Here is a 17749-nt window from a genome sequence, read left to right on the forward strand (position 1 = left end):
CCCTCGTCGACGGAGGTCTGGATACGGCCCGGGGTGACGTCGATGATCCGCGCCGACCTCGCCGAGACGGCCGAACGGCTCGGATCCGGCGACCCGCGCCCGCGTCACCGGCGCTACGGCGTCCCAGAACTGGACCGGGTCGCCGACGTGCTGGACGGCAGCGCCGACCGTATCGGCAGGATGCTGACGGCCGAACGCCGTCTCGCCGCCGACGCCTCGCACCAGCTGCGCACTCCGCTGACCGCGCTGTCGATGCGGCTGGAGGAGATCATCGCGACGGCCGACACGGACGACCCGGAGGACCAGGCCACCGTCAAGGAGGAGGCGACGATCGCGCTGGCGCAGGTGGAGCGCCTGACGGACGTCGTGCAGCGCCTCCTCACCAACTCCCGTGACCCCCGCTCCGGTTCGGCCGTCGGCTTCGATCTGGACGAGGTGCTCAAGCAGCAGGTCGAGGAGTGGAAGCCCGCCGTGCGCGGGGCGGGGCGGGCGATCGTCCGCTACGGGAAGCCCGGGATGCGGGCCGTCGGCACACCGGGCGCGGTCGCACAGGTGCTGGCGACGCTCATCGAGAACTCCCTGATGCACGGCGCCGGTACGGTCGCGCTGCGCACCCGCGTCACCGGCAACCAGGTCGTGGTCGAGGCGACGGACGAGGGGCCCGGCGTGGCCGCCGAGCTCGGCTCCCGCGTCTTCGAGAGGACCGTCAGCGGCCACAACTCCACAGGCCTGGGCCTGGCCGTCGCCCGCGACCTGGCGGAGGCGGACGGCGGACGGCTGGAGCTACTTCAGCAACACCCGCCGGTCTTCGCCCTTTTCCTCAGCCGGGAGGCCGTCGCGGGAGGCGGAGCGGCCGAGGACGCGGCCACCTGAGCCGCTCGTGAACACCCAGGTGCGGTAGGTCCAGAAGCGGAAGACGGTGCCGATCCCCAGGCCGATCACGTTCTTCGCGATGTTGTCCGCGAGCGGCGAGGTGAAGCCGAGTCCGTAGTGGGAGACGGCCAGTACGGCGTTCTCGATGACCAGGGCGACGCCGCTGAAGGCGAAGAAGGCGACCGTCTCGCGCCGGATGCGGCGCTTGTCGGTGTGCCGGTACGTCCAGTACCGGTTCCCCAGGTAGTTGGTGCCGATGGCGACGACCTGGGAGATGACACCGGAGCGGATCGGAGCCAACTGCAGTGTGTGGATGCACAGGTTGAAGACGGCCACGTTGACCAGGAATCCGACCGCACCGACAGCACCGAACTTCGCGACTTCACGAGCGAGCCGCTCGAGCCGAGTGCGCAGTCGTTTCAGTCTGCGGCCTGCGCCCCATTCACCCATGATCTCGCCGAGCCCCGTTCCGGTCGTGGTCGTCCGTCCCCCGCGCAATGCTAACCAGCGGGCCCGGCTCGCGCAGGGCGGTCACCCTCGCTCCGTGGCGCGTGCTGCAACCGGAGTACGCCCGTACGGCGCTGCCAAGAGGGTTCCGGCGGCCGCCCGCAGCCGGCTACTCGCCGTCGTGACCGCGCGAGCCGCGGCGCAACTCCATGACGGTGGCGGCCGCCTCCAGCCAGCGGGCCACGGTCTCCTCGCCGTCCACTTCGTCGTCCTTGACGACGGACGCGGCGGTGGCGAGCCACTCCTTGGCGGGGCCCGCCGCACAGCCCGGCAGCGGTTCGGGAAGCTCAGCGGCCGCCGCGATGCCGCCGCGCCTGACGACCTCTCCGAGGTACGCCATGCCGCGCGGATAGACGTGATGGTCCTCGGCGGCGAGCGCGGCGGCCACGGCACCGTCGCCGAAGAGCGCCGTGCGGTGCCGGCCGCCGAGGGTGAGCCCGTAACGCAGGAGCAGAGGGATGTCGAGGGCGCGCAGCTCCTCGTCGGTGGTGCGTGCGCCGGCGGCGCCGTTCTCTTCAGTCACGACTGGTCTCACTTCTGCACGGTCACGTCGAAGGTCACCTCGGTGACCTCGTGGTCTGCGTCGGTCTGCTCGCTGGAGGTGCCGCACCGGAAGCAGTGGCGCAGCTTCACGCTCGTACGGCCGGTGCCCTCCGCGCGGAACTGCAGATACCGGGTGCCTCCGGAACCGACGCTCTCCGGGTCGGAGCCCTTGAAGCGCTTGCCCGTCTGCTTGACGACGCCGGAGGCGGGCGCGGGCTTCTCGACGACCCAGGCGTACCCGGTGCTCGGATTCTCCTTGAGCTTCAGCTCGAAGCGCTCGCCGGGCGCCGTCCGGATGCGGGTGTGGTCCTTGTCGTAAGCCCGCACGGGAGCGGGATCGGACGTGCCTCCGCCGCCCCCGCCGCTCTTGCCGGGGGTGTCGCCGCCGTGCTCGCCGCCGCAGCCCGACAGGGTGGCGGCGGCGAGTGCCGCGAGGACGACGAGAACGCTCTTGGCTCGCATACGGGCCGCCTTACTCGGAGGGAACGGGTGCGCCGCTCACTCCGGGAGCCGCACGGAGGTGGGCGTGGGCAGCCTGTCGTCGGACGCTCCGGCCATGTTGCCGTTGATGAAGTCGTCCTCGCTGACCCAGGTGGTGAAGCCCCAGGGGTTGTAGATCTGGAGCCTGTCGCCCTCCTGGCCGATGATCATCATCTGGTGGCCGCTGTCCTCGCCCCGGACGCTCACCGGGACGGGCCTGCCCGCGTTGACGGAGTCGCGGATCTCGGGCAGGGCGTCCTCACGGTCCCCGGAGTCATCGAGCTCGCGGTTCTCGTAGTCGCTGCCCGTGTGCTCGCCGATCTCGTCGTCGGCGATCTCCTCGCTCTCGTCGTCGGTCATGCCCTCCTGGTCCTTGTCGTCCCGCACGTCGTAGACCCGGGTCTCCTCGTCCCGCATGCGCTCCTCGAACGCCGCGGGATTGTCGTACTCCGGGTCTCCGGGGTGACCGCCGGTGGTCAGCTCCAGGGCGTAGAGCGGATCGGTGGCGGCGTGGGCGGTGACGGTCGACATCGCGACGCAGGTGGGGCCTTCCTGCTCCCAGCGCTGCGGGCCGAAGGAGACGTCGGCATCCTGGTTGCCGTACGCCTTGGAGTCCTCGGGGCGGCTGGCTATCGGCGTCAGGTGCTGCTGGAGCCATGCCGGGTCGTCGCCGTGGGGGTGGATCTGGTCGCGGAAGTCCTGGATGTGGTCCAGGTCGTAGCCGGAGGCGAGCGCCTTCATCAGGTACGCGCGCTCCTCGGGCGACTTGGCGCCGTCCAGCATCCCGTCGAAGGCCTTGCGGTCCGACTCGCTCATCTCGTCCAGCCGCGTGCCGGAGCGGCGGAGGTCGTTGGCGGTGAGGATCTCGTTCGCGTCGCGGTCGCCTCCGTGCGCCGCGGCGTCGGCGAGGGTGATGCGGTCGGCGGCGGACAGATGGTCCGAGTCGAGCTTTCCGGCGCGTGCTTCGGAGGTGAGCTTGTCCAGCTCGCGGGCGGCACGCTCACCGGCGTCCTCGGCCCGCTCGACCGCGGTGCGCAGCATCCGGACGCCCTCCTGCGCGGCGGCCTTCGCCTTGGCCGCCTCGTCGTCCGAGGCGAAGGCGGGGTTGTCGCCGAGGTAGCCGCGGGCGGCGTGCAGGGCGTCCATGCCGCGGCTGTGCGAACCCTTCGCGTCCTGGATGCCGGTGGAGAGCATCTGGAGCTCGCGGCCGGCCTTGGCGAACTTCTCGGCCATCTGGTCGGCGCTGTAGGCGGCCGCGTCGGTGACGTCGCTCGCCTTGCTGCCCGCCTCCCCGACCCAGACGGCGGGCAGCCCGGCACGGGCCACCGCCTTGACGTCTCCGTGCACGGTGCTGACGTACGAGGAGGCGTTGGCGTAGTCGCGTGCCTTGCCGGCGATGTGGCCCGGGTCGCCCTTGGGCTCGGCGAAGCCGAGGGCGTCCTCGATCTTGTTCGCGAGCTGGAGCTTTGCCAGCTCTCCGGTGAATCCGCCCCACAGCGGGCCGGAGTCGATGTCGCCCAGCAGGTCGTCGAGTTCCTTCTTGCGGTCGCGCCCGAGGGAGGTCATCGAGGTCCTCCCTTGGAGGGGGACTCGATGGAGCGGAAGCCCTCGCCCTCGCGTACGTCCTCGGCGCGGGTGGTGGCGACGCCGTCGCCGATCTTCCTGTGGAGTTCGCGGAGCGCCTCGGCCAGTACGCCGACCTCTTCGTTCCAGGCGTTGGAGAAGGACGGGAACGCCGTGTCCGCTCCGTACTCACCGAACTTCTCGTCACCGAAGATGTTCGTGATGGCGTAGATCTGGCTCGCCGGCCCGGCGCCCAGAAGCCTGCCGACGGAGTCGAGATCGTCGGCCGCGTTCTTCAGGCGGGTTCCCTGACTGAGGGTTCCGGCTCCGTCCAGGCCGAGGTCGCCCTTGCCCGCTCCCATGTGCATTCCCCCGTCAACCCGATACGTCAGGTACTCATCAAACCGCGCGCACTATACCGGCCACCCACCGCGCTTCGGGTGGTGATGGTGTGCGGATACGCTGAGCCTGTGACGTTCCCGGTTCTCGGCATGGTCGGTGGTGGCCAGCTCGCCCGTATGACCCACGAGGCGGGCATCCCCCTCGGCATCAGATTCAGGCTCCTCTCGGACACCCCTCAGGACTCCGCGGCGCTCGTCGCGCCGGACGTCGTGGTGGGCGACCATCGCGATCTCGGCACGCTGCGTGACTTCGCCCGCGGGTGCGACGTGATCACGTTCGACCACGAACACGTCCCCACCGAGCATCTGCGCGCGCTGGAAGCCGAGGGCGTTCCCGTACGGCCGGGGCCCGACGCGCTGATGCACGCTCAGGACAAGGGCGTCATGCGCGCCCGGCTCGACAGCCTCGGAGTGCCCTGCCCGCAGCACCGCATCGTGCGCGACCCCGCGGACGTGGCCGCCTTCGCCTCCGAGGTGTCCGGCGCGCTCACACAGGCGGACGGCGGGGCGGGATTCCCCGTCCCGGTCGTGCTGAAGACGGTCCGCGGCGGCTACGACGGCAAGGGCGTCTGGGTCGTGCGCAACACCGCCGAGGCGGCAGAGCCGTTCAGGGCGGGCGTGCCCGTGCTGGCGGAGGAGAAGGTCGACTTCGCAAGGGAGCTGGCGGCGAACGTGGTGCGCTCGCCGCATGGCCAGGCCGTCGCGTATCCGGTCGTCGAGTCGATCCAGGTCGACGGCGTCTGCGACACCGTCATCGCCCCGGCGCCCGGCCTGCCCGGCCACGAGGCGGTGCAGGCACAGGAGTTGGCGCTGCGGATCGCGCAGGAGCTGGACGTCGTCGGCCACTTGGCCGTGGAGCTCTTCGAGACCCGCGACGGACGGGTGCTGGTGAACGAGCTGGCGATGCGCCCGCACAACTCCGGCCACTGGACCCAGGACGGGGCGGTGACCTCGCAGTTCGCCAACCACGTGCGCGCCGTCCTCGACCTCCCGCTCGGCGATCCGCGTCCCCGTGCGAAGTGGACGGTGATGGCGAACGTCCTCGGCGGCGACTACCCGGACATGTACTCCGCGTACCTGCACTGCATGGCACGCGACCCGCAGCTGAAGATCCACATGTACGGCAAGGACGTGAAGCCCGGACGCAAGATCGGCCACGTCAACACCTACGGCGACGACCTGGCCGACGTGCGCGAACGCGCCGCCCACGCCGCCGGATACCTGCGAGGGACGATCACCGAATGACGACTGACACCCCGCTCGTCGGTCTCGTGATGGGCTCCGACTCGGACTGGCCCGTCATGGAGGAGGCGGCGAAGGCCCTGGAGGAGTTCGAGATCCCCTACGAGGCCGATGTCGTCTCCGCACACCGCATGCCGCACGAGATGGCCGCCTACGGCGAGGAGGCCGCCGGACGCGGGCTGCGCACGATCATCGCGGGCGCCGGCGGCGCCGCCCATCTCCCGGGCATGCTCGCCGCGTTGACGCCTCTCCCGGTGATCGGCGTACCGGTGCCGCTGAAGTACCTGGACGGCATGGACTCGCTCCTCTCCATCGTGCAGATGCCCGCGGGGGTGCCCGTCGCGACGGTCTCCGTCGGCGGCGCACGCAACGCGGGCCTGCTGGCCGTGCGGATGCTCGCGGCCCACGACGCCGAACTGCAGGAGCGCATGCGGCGGTTCCAGGACGGGCTGAACGACGAGGCCAAGGAGAAGGGCCGGAAGCTGCGCAGCAAGGTCGCCGCAGGCCGGAGCGGCTTCGGCTTCGGGGGCAACTGATGTCCGTGACAGCCGAAGCAGCCGCGCTGCTCGTACGGGCGCGTGAACTCCTCGCCGACAACCCCGTGTTGGACGGACACAACGACCTGCCCTGGGCGCTGCGCGAGCAGGTCTCCTACGACCTCGACCTGAGGGACATCGCACGGGACCAGTCGGCCCATCTGCACACCGACATCCCCAGGCTGCGCGCCGGCGGCGTCGGCGGGCAGTTCTGGTCGGTGTACGTGCGCACGGACCTGACGGGCGACAGCGCGGTCAGCGCCTGCCTGGAACAGATCGACGTCGTACGGCAGTTGGCCGCCCGCTACCCGGACGACCTGCGGCTCGTCCGGACCGCCGACGAGCTGCAGGACGCCAGGGCCGAGGGCCGCATCGCCTCGCTGATGGGCGCCGAAGGCGGCCACTCCGTCAACAACTCCCTCGCGACGCTGCGTGCGCTGTACGAGCTGGGCGTGCGCTACATGACGCTCACGCACAACGACAACATCGACTGGGCGGACTCGGCCACGGACGAGCCGCGCCACGGCGGTCTCACGCGCTTCGGCGAGGAGGTCGTGCGTGAGATGAACCGGCTCGGCATGCTCGTCGACCTCTCGCACGTCGCCCCCTCGACCATGCGGGACGCCCTGCGGGTGAGCGAGGCGCCGGTGCTCTTCTCGCACTCCTCGGCGCGCGCCGTGTGCGATCACCCCCGCAACATCCCGGACGACGTGCTGGAGTCGCTGTCCGGCAACGGCGGCGTGGCCATGGCGACGTTCGTGCCGAAGTTCGTCCTGCCGGCGGCCGTCGTCTGGACGGAGGCCGCCGACGAGAACATGCGCGCGCACGGGCTGCACCCCTTGGACGGCAGCGAGGAGGGGATGCGGGTCCAGCAGGCGTACGAGCGGGACCACCCCCGGCCCGTCGCCGACGCCTCCACCGTCGCCGACCACCTCGACCACATGCGTGAGGTGGCAGGCATCGACCACATCGGCATCGGCGGCGACTTCGACGGCACGGCGTTCGTCCCCGCGCAACTGGAGGACGTCGCGGGATACCCGAACCTCATCGCGGAACTGCTGGGACGCCACTGGTCGGAGGCGGATCTGGCCAAGCTGACGTGGCACAACGCGGTACGGGTGCTGCGGGACGCGGAAGCGGTCTCCGGTGAACTACGCGGACGGCGCGGCCCGTCCATCGCGACGATCGGTCAACTGGACGGCTGACACCGGGTGGTTGAGGCCGGCGCCCAGGATCGGACGAGGCGCCGGTCAGCTGCCGGGAGCCGCCAGCTCCGCCCAGACGGTCTTGCCCAGACCCTCCGGGTTGCGCACCACGCCCCAGTCCAGGCAGAGCCGCTGGACGATGAACATGCCGTGGCCGCCGGGGCGTCCGGCGCGGTGCGGGTTGCGGGGGGACGGTGAGCCGCTGCCCTGGTCGACGATCTCCAGGCGCAGCACCTTGGTGCCGCTTCCGACACGCAACTCCTCGGGCCCGTCCGCATGCAGGCACGCGTTCGTCACCAACTCCGAGACGACCAGCAGGACGTCCTCGGCGGCGGCCCGCTGGTCACCGGTGGCGGCGGGCAGCCAGCCCCAGTCCTGAAGGGCCTGGCGGACGAAGTCACGGGCGCGGGGGACGGCACCGCTGACTCCGACCAGGCGCAGCCTGCGCACCTGGCGCATCGGATGTCCCTTCCCGCTCTCTCCATGCGCGGCGCGAGGGGCCTCATCCGTGGGCCCCGGCTGCTCGCTCTGATTCGGCTCGTCGCTCTGACCGGGCTGCTCCGCGCGGCCCGGCTGCTCGGTCCGGCCGGCCTGTGCGGACGGTGCCACCTGAGGCGTCCGACCGGCTTGAGAGACCTGTTCGACCTGACCCTCGGCACTGCCCGACGTACCCGGCCGGCCTGCCGCGCCGGGCGTGCTTCCAGGCGTGCTCGAGGAGCCGGACAAGCCGGTGAAGGCCCCCGCCCCGGCTGTTCCGGCACCGGGCGAGGCTGCTGTCGTCGCGGCGCCCTCGGGCTCCGGACCGCAGTCGCCGCTCGCCGGAAACGGCCCGGTGGTGCTCATCAGTGGTTCACCTCACCGATCACCGATAGTGCCTCTCGTCACCGCGTGCCGGGTCAGCGAGCAGCATCGCGAGTGTCTGACTGTCCATCTGACTGACTCCGGGGATCTCCTGCCCTACGGGACCGTGAGAACACCCACTGAATCGGACGGACTGATGTGACGCGCGCAACTTCGTCTTGATCCGCCGGACACAATCGATGCCTTCAGCATCAGGCCTCCGCCACGTGCGCCAGTGCCGCGCCGAGATCGTCGTGCACGGTGAACACCGCTCCGGCGCCCGTGATCTCGAAGACCCGGGCGACCACCGGCAGCATTCCCGCCAGGTGAACGCCTCCCCCGGCGGCCTCGGCCTTCAGCCTGGCCCCGAGCAGCACGTTCAGTCCGGTCGAGTCGCAGAACTGCAGCTGAGCGCAGTCGACGACCAGGCGGCTGTAACCGTCGGCGAGAGCTTGCTCCAGCGGCTCAGTGAGCACATCCGCTGTGTGGTGATCGAGCTCACCCTCTGGGGTCACGACGGCACTGCTGCCCTGGTGTCGTACGTCGACCGTCAGTCGACCCCGGCTCGTGCTGCCGGGCATCCCGCGGTCCATGCACACCCCTTTTGATCGCCATAGCGCCGTCTCTTCTGCCCCCGTGAAACCATCCGAACCCTACGCCTTCACGGGCAGGACCGGTAGCTGAACAACCCACACATTGGGGCAAATTCGAACATTTAGCACTTGCCATACGCGTACGCGAGCGGGTAGGCGTATAGGAATACAGAAACACGTCGGCTTTGGAGGCGCCGCACCTTCGTAGTGCACCTCACGGCTTCGGCAGCCATATGCCGAGAATGATGGAGGACAACCGCCATGTCACCCAGGCTCGACCCAGGGATACCGGACACTGCCGCCGCCCCGGTCGTTCCGGAGCAGTTCAGCCCGGAACAGGTGCCGGAATCCACGAGTCCGGAAGCTGTCGAGGAGATCCTCGACCAGCTCGAAATGCCGGAGATCCCGCCCTACGACGAGGTGGGCCCGGTAGATGCGCGGGCCATGTCCAAGACCCTCTTCAAGCGTCTGGAGACGCTGGACGAGGGCACCCACGAATTCTCGTACGTGCGCAACACCCTGGTCGAACTCAACCTGGCACTGGTCAAGTTCGCCGCCTCCCGCTTCCGCTCGCGCAGCGAGCCGATGGAGGACATCGTCCAGGTCGGCACCATCGGCCTCATCAAGGCGATCGACCGCTTCGACCTCGACCGCGGCGTGGAGTTCCCGACCTTCGCCATGCCGACGATCATCGGCGAGATCAAGCGCTTCTTCCGTGACACCTCCTGGTCCGTCCGCGTGCCGCGCCGCCTCCAGGAGCTGCGCCTGGACCTGGCCAAGGCCGGCGACGAGCTCGCCCAGAGCCTCGACCGCGCACCCACGATGGAGGAGCTCGCCGAGAGGCTCAGCATCTCCATCGAAGAGGTCGTCGAGGGCATGGCGGCGAGCAACGCCTACACCGCCAGCTCCCTGGACGCGCAGCCCGAGGAGGACGACACCGAGGGCGCCCTCGCGGACCGCATCGGCTACGAGGACAACGGCCTGGAGGGCATCGAGTACGTCGAGTCCCTCAAGCCGCTGATCGCCGAACTCCCTTCGCGCGACCGGACGATCCTCTCGCTGCGCTTCGTCGCGAACATGACCCAGAGCGAGATCGGCGAGGAGCTCGGCATCTCCCAGATGCACGTCTCGCGCCTTCTGTCGCGGACGCTGAACAAGCTGCGCAAGGGTCTGATGATCGAGGAGTGACACCCCGCTCCGCCCAGTGAGCCTTGGTGGGCCGTTCCGGTCGAGGAGTACCGGAGCGGCCCACTGCGTTGTGTGCGGACAGGACGGACGGGCACCCCGCCCTCCCCGCTTCACCGCACAGACAGGAGCGATGCCATGACGGACACGGACAGCGACGGCTCGGTGGTCATCAGCCCGACCGGCTGGGTCGCCGCGCAGGCCGAGTTGTACGAGGAGTCGGGCGGCACCAAGGGCACCGAGGTGATGGGCGCACCCTGCCTGCTGCTCGACTACCGCGGCAGGCGCAGCGGCACCTGGCGGCGCACCGTGCTGATCTACGGCCGGGACGGCGAGGACCATCTGGTCGTCGCCTCCAACGGCGGGTCAGACAAGCACCCGGCCTGGTACCTGAACCTGCTGGAGAACCCTGACGTGCGGCTGCGTGTGGGGCCCGACCGTTTCTCCGCGCGCGCCGAGGAGCTCTCCGCACAGGACAAGGAGCGGGTGTGGCCGCATCTGGTGGAGCTCTTCTCCCCCTACGCGGACTACCGGAAGAAGACGACCCGCGACATCCCCGTGGTCAGGCTGCACCGCACCGGCGGCTGAGGGCGGGGCCCCTCCGCCTCACCCCTGCACCGGCGTGCCGCGCTGCCAGACGCGGGTGACCAGAGGGACACCGGGACGGTAGGCGAGGTGGACGTGGGAGGGGGCGTCCAGCAGGGCGAGGTCGGCGTACGCGCCCGGGGCGACGCGGCCGATGTCGCCGCGGCGCAGGGCGCGTGCGCCGCCGGCCGTCGCCGACCAGACCGCCTCGTCCGGGGTCATGCCCATCTCACGTACCGCGATCGCGACGCAGAACGGCACCGACGAGGTGAACGACGAGCCGGGGTTGCAGTCGGTGGACAGCGCGACCGTCACGCCCGCGTCGAGCAGGCGCCGCGCGTCGGGATACACGGCCCGGGTCGAGAACTCGCAGCCGGGCAGCAGGGTCGCGACGGTGTCCGCGCTCTGGCTCAGGGCGTCCACGTCCGCGTCGCTGAGGTGCGTGCAGTGGTCGGCCGACGCGGCACCCAGTTCGACGGCGAGCTGGACGCCGGGGCCGAAGGAGAGCTGGTTCGCGTGGACGCGCGGGGTCAGCCCCTTCGCCACTCCCGCGGTCAGGATGGCGCGTGCCTGGTCACCGTCGAAGGCGCCCTTCTCGCAGAAGACGTCGACCCAGCGGGCGTACGGCGCGCAGGCCTCCAGCATGGGTCCGGTGACGAGGTCGACGTAGGCGGCCGGGTCGTCGGCGTACTCCGGGGCGACGATGTGAGCGCCCAGGTAGGTCACCTCGTCGGTGTGGGCCGCAGCCACCCGCAGCGCTCGGGCCTCCTGGTCGGGGGTGAGGCCGTACCCGGACTTGGTCTCCATCGTGGTGGTGCCCTGACGGCGGGCCTCCGCGAGATGCCGTTCGAGGTTGCGCCCCAGCTCCTCGTCGCTCGCCTCGCGGGTCGCGGCGACCGTGGTGCGGATTCCGCCGGCGGTGTAAGGGCGGCCGGACATGCGGGCGTTGAACTCAGCCGTACGGTCGCCGGCGAAGAGGAGATGGGAGTGGGAGTCGACGAAGCCCGGGATGGCGGCACGGCCTTCGGCGTCGTATGCGCTGTCGGCGGCGGGAGCGTCGGCCGCGAGGCCCACCCAGGCGACGCGGTCTCCGTCGAAGACGACGGCGGCGTCCTCGACGAGACCGAGGGGCCCCTCGCCGAGGGAGGGGTCGTTGGTCACCAGGGTGCGGATGTTCGTGACGAGGGTGCTTGTCATCTCTCGGTCCTCGGTGGTGGCTGTCGTTCGCGGATGAGTCGTGACGGCGGTGGCGGGTCGCGGAGGCGGATTCCGGCCTTCGGGAGGACGGCACCGCCTGCGCGAGCCCCTTAGTGGAGCGCTCCGATCGCCTCGGCCAGGGCACCGGGCACATCGGGCACGTAGGCGTGCGCCCCGTCCCGCACCACGTGGCGGCCCCCGACGACCGTGTGGCGGACGTCGGCCGCCGTCGCTGCGAAGACCGCGGTCTCGGCGGCCGTACGCGGCACCGCGCCGGCCGTGCGCACGGACTCCAGCGAGATGGTCGTGAAGTCGGCTAGCGCCCCGGTCTCCAGACGTCCCGCCTCGGGCCAGCCCAGTGACGCGTGCCCGTCCTCGGTTGCGGCACGCAGCAGTTGGGCGGCGGTCCAGTGTCCGCGGGTGCGGGTACGAAGCCTCTCGTCCAGCTCCAGGGCCCGCGCCTCCTCCAGCAGGTCGATGACGGCATGGCTGTCGCTGCCCAGCGACAGCGTCGAACCGGCCCGTTGGAGCGCGGGGGCCGGGCCGATGCCGTCGGCCAGATCGCGTTCGGTGGTGGGGCACATGCACACGCCCGCGGAGGCGTCCCCGAGCAGCCGGATGTCCCCGGATGTCAGATGCGTCGCGTGCACCGCCGTCGTACGGCGCCCGAACACCCCGTGGTCGGCGAGCAGTTGGGCCGGGGTGCAGCCGTGCGCTTCCTGGCAGGCCTCGTTCTCGGCCGTCTGCTCCGACAGGTGCAGATGCAGCGGCGCCGACCGCGTCCGGGCCCATTCGACGACCGGGCCCAACTCCCTTGCGGGGACGGCCCGTACGGAGTGGACGGCGGCACCGGTACGCGCATGCCCGCCCTCGGCGCGGAGTCCGTCGACGCGTTCCGCCCAGGCCGCGGCCGTACCGTCCGAGAAGCGGAGCTGCTGCTGGCCGGGGGGCTCGCCACGTCCGTCGCGGCCGAACCCGGAGGCGAGGTAGGCCGTGTCGAGGAGGGTGATGCGGATGCCCGCCTCGGCGGCCGCCGAAATGAGCGCATGGCCCATGGCGTTGGGGTCGTCGTAGGGCTCGCCGCCCGGAGCGTGGTGGACGTAGTGGAACTCGCCCACGCAGGTGATGCCCGCCATCGCCATCTCCGCGTAGACGGCGCGGGCGAGGGTGTGGGCGGAGTCCGGCGTGAGCTTCGCGGCGATCCGGTACATCGTCTCGCGCCAGGTCCAGAAGGTGCCGGACCCCACCTGCACCGTGCCGCGGAGCGCGCGGTGGAAGGCGTGCGAGTGCGCGTTCGCCAGGCCGGGCAGGGTGAGCCCCCGCAGCGGCTCGGCCCCCGGGGGCGGTGCGTCGACGCCCGTACGCACACCGGTGATCCGCCCGTCGGTGCCGGTCTCGATGACGACGCCCAGCTCCACGGTGCCGTTCAGCCAGGCTTGGGCGCACCAGTAAGTGGGCCCGGGATCCGCGGTCATCGGCACGCCAGCCCTTCCAGCACGTCTGCGAGTGCGGCGATCCCCGCCACGCAGTCGTCCTCCTGCGCGAACTCGGCGGGCGAGTGCGAGACGCCGGTCGGGTTGCGCACGTACAGCATCGCCGTGGGGAGAGAGGCGGACAGAATGCCCGCGTCGTGGCCCGCACCGGTGGGCAGCAGGGGCGCGCCGCCCAGCTGCCGGGCGATCCGGTCACGCAGGTCGTGGGCGAACTCCACGACGGGCGTGCGGGATTCACGGGTGACGCGGACCTGCACGCCGTCGAGCTTTCCGCGCTCGCCGGCCGCCTTCTCGATGGCGGCGACGACAGTGGCGAGGGTGTCCTCGTCGGCGGCGCGCGAGTCGAGCCAGCCGCGTACGAGGGAGGGGATGGCGTTGACCCCGTTGGGTTCGACGGCCACCTTGCCGAAGGTCGCCAGGGCGCCGGAGAGCCGGGCCTCCTCGCGGGCGGCGAGCACGGTCCCTGCGTAGGTCAGCATCGGGTCGCGGCGGTCCTCGATGCGGGTGGTGCCCGCGTGGTTGGCCTCGCCTTCGAAGTCGAAGCGCCAGCGTCCGTGGGGCCAGATCGCCGAGGCGACACCGACCGAGCGTGCGTCCGCGTCGGCGCGCGCCGCCAGGGCGCGGCCCTGCTCGATGTGGAGTTCGACGAACGCCCCGATACGGGAGAGGCGTTCGGGGTCGGGGCCGATGGCGTCCGGGTCGTGACCGGCCCGCTCCATGGCTTGCGGCAGCGTGACCCCGTCGCCGTCCCGCAGGGCGTGCGCCTGCTTCTGGGTGAGCCCTCCGGAGCTCAGCCGTGAGCCGACGCAGGCCAGCCCGAACCGGGCGCCCTCCTCGTCCTGGAAGTTGACGATGCCCAGCGGCACGGTGAAGTGCGCACCGCGCTCCCGCAGTCGGTCGAGTGCGGCGAAGGCGGAGACGACACCGAGCGGACCGTCGAACGCGCCGCCGTCGGGCACGGAGTCGAGGTGCGAGCCGGTGACGACGGCGTTCCCTAGAGCGATGTCCTCCGCGGACGTGACGCCCAGCCAGGCCCACTGGTTGCCGTTGCGGTCCAACTCGTAGGCCAGGCCCCGCGCTTCGGCCTGGGCACGGAACCAGGCCCGGCAGTCGGTGTCCGCGCCGCTCCAGGCGTAGCGGCGGTAGCCGCCGCTGTCCTTGTAGCGCCCGACGGAGGACAGGTCTCGCCACATCTCGTGGAAGGACGGCGGACTCGCAGCGCTGCCCTCGCCGTTCGCCGGCGTCAGCAGCTCCTGCGGTACGGGCCTGCCCACGACCGGGCCCCGGGCCGGTCGTTCAGGACGCTCCCCCGAGGTCACGCGTCCTCGCCCTCCCGCATCGGCACCCGCACGCCCTTCTCGGCGGCGACCTCCTCCGCGCGCTCGTACCCGGCGTCCACATGGCGCACGACGCCCATGCCCGGGTCGTTCGTCAGCACGCGGCGCAGCTTCTCACCGGCGAGCGGCGTGCCGTCCGCCACGGTGACCTGGCCGGCGTGGAGCGAGCGGCCCATGCCCACGCCTCCGCCGTGATGCACCGAGACCCAGGTCGCCCCGGAGGAGACGTTGACCATCGCGTTCAGCAGGGGCCAGTCGGCGATTGCGTCCGAACCGTCGAGCATCGCCTCGGTCTCGCGGTAAGGCGAGGCCACCGAGCCGCAGTCCAGGTGGTCGCGTCCCAGCACCACGGGTGCGGAGAGCTCCCCGCTCGCCACCATGTCGTTGAAGCGCTCTCCGGCGCGGTCCCTCTCGCCGTACCCGAGCCAGCAGATGCGGGCGGGCAGGCCCTGGTAGTGCACGCGTTCACCGGCGAGCCGGAGCCAGCGCGCGAGCGACTCGTTCTCGGGGAAGAGGTCGAGCAGCGCTCGGTCGGTCGCCGCGATGTCCTTCGGGTCGCCGGAAAGGGCCGCCCACCGGAACGGCCCCTTGCCCTCGCAGAACAGCGGCCGGATGTACGCGGGTACGAACCCGGGGAAGTCGAACGCCCGCCCATAGCCGTGCAGTCGGGCCTCGCCGCGGATGGAGTTGCCGTAGTCGAAGACCTCGGCCCCGGCGTCCATGAAGCCGACCATCGCCTCCACGTGGCGGGCCATCGACTCGCGGGCCCTGACGGTGAAGTCGGCGGGCTTGTCGGCGGCGTACGAGGCCATCTCGTCGAACTCGATGCCGACCGGCAGGTAGGAGAGCGGGTCGTGAGCGCTGGTCTGGTCGGTCACGATGTCGATGGGGGCGCCGCGCCGCAGCAGTTCGGGCACGACCTCCGCCGCGTTGCCGAGCACTCCGATCGACAGCGGCCTGCGTGCGTCGCGTGCCTGAGTGGCCAACTCCAGTGCGTGGTCGAGGGAATGGGCGCGCACGTCCAGATAGCCGTGGTCGATGCGGCGCTCGATGCGGGAGGCGTCGCACTCGACGCAGATGACGACGCCGTCGTTCATGGTCACCGCGAGCGGCTGTGCGCCGCCCATGCCGCCGAGCCCGGCCGTCAGCGTGATCGTCCCGGCGAGGGTGCCGTCGAAGCGCTTGGCGGCGACCGCGGCGAACGTCTCGTAAGTGCCCTGCAGGATTCCCTGCGTGCCGATGTAGATCCATGAACCGGCCGTCATCTGCCCGTACATGGTCAGCCCCAGCGCGTCGAGCCGCCGGAACTCCTCCCAGTTCGCCCAGTCGCCCACGAGGTTGGAGTTGGCGAGGAGCACACGCGGCGCCCACTCGTGCGTCTGCATGACGCCCACGGGCCGGCCCGACTGCACGAGCATCGTCTCGTCGTTTCCGAGGGTCCGCAGCGTACGGACCATGGCGTCGAACGAGGGCCAGTCGCGGGCCGCCTTGCCGGTGCCGCCGTAGACCACGAGCTTGTCGGGGTGCTCGGCGACCTCGGGGTCGAGATTGTTCTGCAGCATCCGCAGGGCGGCCTCCTGCTGCCACCCCCGGGCACTCAGTTCGGTGCCGCGCGGCGCCCGTACGGGTCGCGGTCCAGACATGTCCCCTGCCTCCCTGCTCTGCACCCAGATTTATTCACACACTCTACGGAGTGAATAGACCTAGTCAACAGCGCGAGGGTGGTCCATACCCCTCCGGGCGGGGACGTGTTTGGCTTGTCCCATGCACCACTCCACCAGCACCACCGCAAGCCGCCGCGACCTGGCAGTACGTGCCGCCGTCGACCAGGGCCTCGTCACCGGGGACGGGCAGCCGATCGCCGGCCTGCTCGACGTACGCGCCATACGGGAGGCGGCCGCGGCCCTGCACAACGCCTTCGCCGAGGTCTCCGCCCCCGGCCAGAACGTCCTGCACACCTTCGCCGTCAAGGCCGCCTCCCTCGTGCCCGTCCTGCGGCTGCTGGCCGACGAGGGCATCGGCTGCGAGGTCGCCAGCCCCGGTGAGCTGGCCCTCGCCCGGGCCGCCGGAGTGCCGCCGGAGCGGACCGTGCTGGACTCCCCCGCCAAGACCGCCGGCGAGCTGAGCGAAGCCGTGAGCCTCGGCATCGCTCTCAACGCCGACAACCCGCAGGAGATCTCCCGGCTCGACGCCCTTCTCACCCCTGGCGAGCCCGCTCCCGCCCCCGTGGGGCTGCGCGTCAATCCGCAGCTGGGAGGGGGGTCGATCGGTGCCATGAGCACCGCGACCGCCACCTCGAAGTTCGGCGTCGCGCTCCAGGATCCCGGAGCACGCGAATGGGTCGTACAGACCTACCGCGACCGTCCCTGGCTGACCCGGCTGCACTCGCACGTGGGCTCGCAGGGCATGCCGCTGGAGATGATGGCCGAGGGAGCCCAGGCCACCTACGAGCTCGCCGAGGAGATCAACGAGGCCGTCGGACGCCGCCAGATCGACACCCTCGACCTGGGCGGCGGCCTGCCGGTGAACTTCGACTCCGACGAGATCACTCCGACCTTCGCCGAGTACGCGCAGCTGCTCGCCCGCACCGTGCCGGGCCTCTTCGACGGCCGGTACGGCCTGGTCACCGAGTTCGGCCGGTCCCTCCTGGCCAAGGCCGGCACGGTCCTCGCCCGCGTGGAGTACGCGAAGGCCGCGGGCGGCCGTCCGATCGCCGTCACCCATGCGGGCGCACAGATCGCCGTGCGCACGGTCTTCACGCCCGACGCCTGGCCGCTGCGCGTCGCGCCCTACGACTCCGAGGGCCGCCCCAAGACCGGTGACCCGGTGGCCCAGGACATCGCCGGACCCTGCTGCTTCGCCGGCGACCTGGTGGCCCGCGACCGCAAGCTCCCCCGCCTGGACGCGGGGGACCACGCGGCGCTCCTGGACACGGGCGCGTACTACTTCTCCAACCCCTTCGGCTACAACTCCCTGCCCAGGCCGGGGGTTTACGGCTTCACGGTGGACGGGCCGGAGGAGGTGCGCTTCGCGACCGTACGCGAACCGCAGTCGCTCGAGAGCATCGTCGCCGAGTCCGGCGGCGCCCATCCGGACGCGCTGCGCGAGGCGTGAGGGACACCGCTGCCGGTGTCCCCCGCCGCCCGAACGGGCGGAGCGCGGCTGCGAG

18 protein-coding genes are annotated in these 17749 nt (G+C 71.2%); 7 read left to right on the top strand and 11 right to left on the bottom strand.

Going from position 1 to position 17749, the window contains the following annotated elements; translation table 11 throughout:
* A partial coding sequence (locus tag H5J26_RS17655; RefSeq protein ID WP_181766843.1) for a sensor histidine kinase occupies positions 1-873 on the top strand: 873 nt, incomplete at its 5' end.
* Here H5J26_RS17655 and H5J26_RS17660 read toward each other — a convergent pair.
* From H5J26_RS17660 to H5J26_RS17680, 5 genes are all read right to left on the bottom strand, one after another.
* The gene (locus H5J26_RS17660; protein ID WP_181766859.1) at positions 784-1323 is read right to left on the bottom strand and encodes a GtrA family protein; all 540 of its coding nucleotides are present in this window, start codon (positions 1321-1323) and stop codon (positions 784-786) included. The two genes, H5J26_RS17655 and H5J26_RS17660, sit on opposite strands and share 90 nt — an antisense overlap.
* Before the next feature lie 166 nt (positions 1324-1489).
* On the bottom strand, positions 1490-1903 hold the full coding sequence (locus H5J26_RS17665) for a hypothetical protein (RefSeq protein ID WP_181766844.1): 414 nt from the start codon (positions 1901-1903) through the stop codon (positions 1490-1492).
* Between the two features lie 8 nt (positions 1904-1911).
* Positions 1912-2385 (bottom strand): protease inhibitor I42 family protein, encoded by a 474-nt coding sequence (locus H5J26_RS17670; protein ID WP_181766845.1) that lies wholly within the window; start codon positions 2383-2385, stop codon positions 1912-1914.
* Between the two features lie 36 nt (positions 2386-2421).
* On the bottom strand, positions 2422-3969 hold the full coding sequence (locus tag H5J26_RS17675) for a peptidoglycan-binding protein (RefSeq protein WP_181766846.1): 1548 nt from the start codon (positions 3967-3969) through the stop codon (positions 2422-2424).
* The gene (locus H5J26_RS17680) at positions 3966-4328 is read right to left on the bottom strand and encodes a hypothetical protein (RefSeq protein WP_181766847.1); all 363 of its coding nucleotides are present in this window, start codon (positions 4326-4328) and stop codon (positions 3966-3968) included. The genes H5J26_RS17675 and H5J26_RS17680 overlap by 4 nt, the downstream gene beginning before the upstream one ends.
* Positions 4329-4436: 108 nt before the next feature.
* Between H5J26_RS17680 and H5J26_RS17685 the strand changes: the two genes are divergently transcribed.
* From H5J26_RS17685 to H5J26_RS17695, 3 genes are read left to right on the top strand one after another with little or no spacing between them, the layout of a single operon-like run.
* Complete coding sequence (locus H5J26_RS17685; protein WP_419183816.1) at positions 4437-5612, top strand: 5-(carboxyamino)imidazole ribonucleotide synthase; 1176 nt, start codon at positions 4437-4439, stop codon at positions 5610-5612.
* Positions 5609-6145 carry a 5-(carboxyamino)imidazole ribonucleotide mutase gene (gene purE / locus H5J26_RS17690; protein WP_181766849.1) on the top strand — a complete coding sequence of 179 codons (537 nt, stop codon included), beginning with the start codon at positions 5609-5611 and terminating at the stop codon, positions 6143-6145. Before H5J26_RS17685 ends, purE begins: the two co-directional genes overlap by 4 nt.
* A complete protein-coding gene (locus H5J26_RS17695) occupies positions 6145-7350 on the top strand; it encodes a dipeptidase (protein WP_181766850.1) in 1206 nt (401 codons plus the stop codon). Before purE ends, H5J26_RS17695 begins: the two co-directional genes overlap by 1 nt.
* A gap of 45 nt (positions 7351-7395) precedes the next feature.
* Here H5J26_RS17695 and H5J26_RS31550 read toward each other — a convergent pair whose 3' ends face one another.
* A complete protein-coding gene (locus tag H5J26_RS31550; protein ID WP_419183817.1) occupies positions 7396-7959 on the bottom strand; it encodes an ATP-binding protein in 564 nt (187 codons plus the stop codon).
* A gap of 443 nt (positions 7960-8402) precedes the next feature.
* Entirely contained in the window at positions 8403-8783 is a 381-nt protein-coding gene (locus H5J26_RS17705; protein ID WP_181766852.1) for an STAS domain-containing protein, read from the bottom strand.
* 261 nt (positions 8784-9044) lie between these two features.
* Here H5J26_RS17705 and H5J26_RS17710 point away from each other — a divergent pair, with 261 nt between their 5' ends.
* Entirely contained in the window at positions 9045-9971 is a 927-nt protein-coding gene (locus H5J26_RS17710) for an RNA polymerase sigma factor SigF (protein WP_181766853.1), read from the top strand.
* A 135-nt stretch (positions 9972-10106) separates the two neighbouring features.
* Positions 10107-10556: a nitroreductase family deazaflavin-dependent oxidoreductase gene (locus tag H5J26_RS17715; RefSeq protein ID WP_181766854.1), complete on the top strand. Its 450-nt coding sequence runs from the start codon at positions 10107-10109 to the stop codon at positions 10554-10556.
* An 18-nt stretch (positions 10557-10574) separates the two neighbouring features.
* Here the strand turns inward: H5J26_RS17715 and hutI are convergent, their stop codons facing one another.
* The 4 genes from hutI to hutU all read right to left on the bottom strand — a co-directional run bounded on the left by hutI (position 10575) and on the right by hutU (position 16223).
* Positions 10575-11750: an imidazolonepropionase gene (hutI, locus tag H5J26_RS17720; protein ID WP_181766855.1), complete on the bottom strand. Its 1176-nt coding sequence runs from the start codon at positions 11748-11750 to the stop codon at positions 10575-10577.
* 110 nt (positions 11751-11860) lie between these two features.
* Entirely contained in the window at positions 11861-13225 is a 1365-nt protein-coding gene (locus H5J26_RS17725) for a formimidoylglutamate deiminase (protein WP_181766856.1), read from the bottom strand.
* Complete coding sequence (locus H5J26_RS17730; protein WP_181766860.1) at positions 13222-14436, bottom strand: allantoate amidohydrolase; 1215 nt, start codon at positions 14434-14436, stop codon at positions 13222-13224. The genes H5J26_RS17725 and H5J26_RS17730 overlap by 4 nt, the downstream gene beginning before the upstream one ends.
* A gap of 122 nt (positions 14437-14558) precedes the next feature.
* Positions 14559-16223 (bottom strand): urocanate hydratase, encoded by a 1665-nt coding sequence (hutU, locus tag H5J26_RS17735; protein WP_181766857.1) that lies wholly within the window; start codon positions 16221-16223, stop codon positions 14559-14561.
* 121 nt (positions 16224-16344) lie between these two features.
* On the opposite strand from hutU, the gene H5J26_RS17740 reads away from it, so the two are divergent.
* A complete protein-coding gene (locus tag H5J26_RS17740; protein ID WP_181766858.1) occupies positions 16345-17694 on the top strand; it encodes a diaminopimelate decarboxylase in 1350 nt (449 codons plus the stop codon).
* The last annotated feature ends 55 nt before the right edge of the window (positions 17695-17749 follow it).

It is taken from the genome of Streptomyces albidus (ex Kaewkla and Franco 2022), assembly GCF_013870515.1.
Lineage (GTDB): Bacteria > Actinomycetota > Actinomycetes > Streptomycetales > Streptomycetaceae > Streptomyces > Streptomyces albidus.

What these genes read in the sequence shown, in the direction of transcription:
- H5J26_RS17660 (WP_181766859.1), bottom strand. Translation starts at nt 1,323, where the DNA reads ATGGGTGAATGGGGCGCAGGCCGCAGACTGAAACGACTGCGCACTCGG.
- H5J26_RS17670 (WP_181766845.1), bottom strand. Translation starts at nt 2,385, where the DNA reads ATGCGAGCCAAGAGCGTTCTCGTCGTCCTCGCGGCACTCGCCGCCGCC.
- H5J26_RS17675 (WP_181766846.1), bottom strand. Translation starts at nt 3,969, where the DNA reads ATGACCTCCCTCGGGCGCGACCGCAAGAAGGAACTCGACGACCTGCTG.
- H5J26_RS17680 (WP_181766847.1), bottom strand. Translation starts at nt 4,328, where the DNA reads ATGGGAGCGGGCAAGGGCGACCTCGGCCTGGACGGAGCCGGAACCCTC.
- purE (WP_181766849.1), top strand. Translation starts at nt 5,609, where the DNA reads ATGACGACTGACACCCCGCTCGTCGGTCTCGTGATGGGCTCCGACTCG.
- H5J26_RS17695 (WP_181766850.1), top strand. Translation starts at nt 6,145, where the DNA reads ATGTCCGTGACAGCCGAAGCAGCCGCGCTGCTCGTACGGGCGCGTGAA.
- H5J26_RS17705 (WP_181766852.1), bottom strand. Translation starts at nt 8,783, where the DNA reads ATGGACCGCGGGATGCCCGGCAGCACGAGCCGGGGTCGACTGACGGTC.
- H5J26_RS17710 (WP_181766853.1), top strand. Translation starts at nt 9,045, where the DNA reads ATGTCACCCAGGCTCGACCCAGGGATACCGGACACTGCCGCCGCCCCG.
- H5J26_RS17715 (WP_181766854.1), top strand. Translation starts at nt 10,107, where the DNA reads ATGACGGACACGGACAGCGACGGCTCGGTGGTCATCAGCCCGACCGGC.
- hutI (WP_181766855.1), bottom strand. Translation starts at nt 11,750, where the DNA reads ATGACAAGCACCCTCGTCACGAACATCCGCACCCTGGTGACCAACGAC.
- H5J26_RS17725 (WP_181766856.1), bottom strand. Translation starts at nt 13,225, where the DNA reads ATGACCGCGGATCCCGGGCCCACTTACTGGTGCGCCCAAGCCTGGCTG.
- H5J26_RS17730 (WP_181766860.1), bottom strand. Translation starts at nt 14,436, where the DNA reads ATGTGGCGAGACCTGTCCTCCGTCGGGCGCTACAAGGACAGCGGCGGC.
- hutU (WP_181766857.1), bottom strand. Translation starts at nt 16,223, where the DNA reads ATGTCTGGACCGCGACCCGTACGGGCGCCGCGCGGCACCGAACTGAGT.
- H5J26_RS17740 (WP_181766858.1), top strand. Translation starts at nt 16,345, where the DNA reads ATGCACCACTCCACCAGCACCACCGCAAGCCGCCGCGACCTGGCAGTA.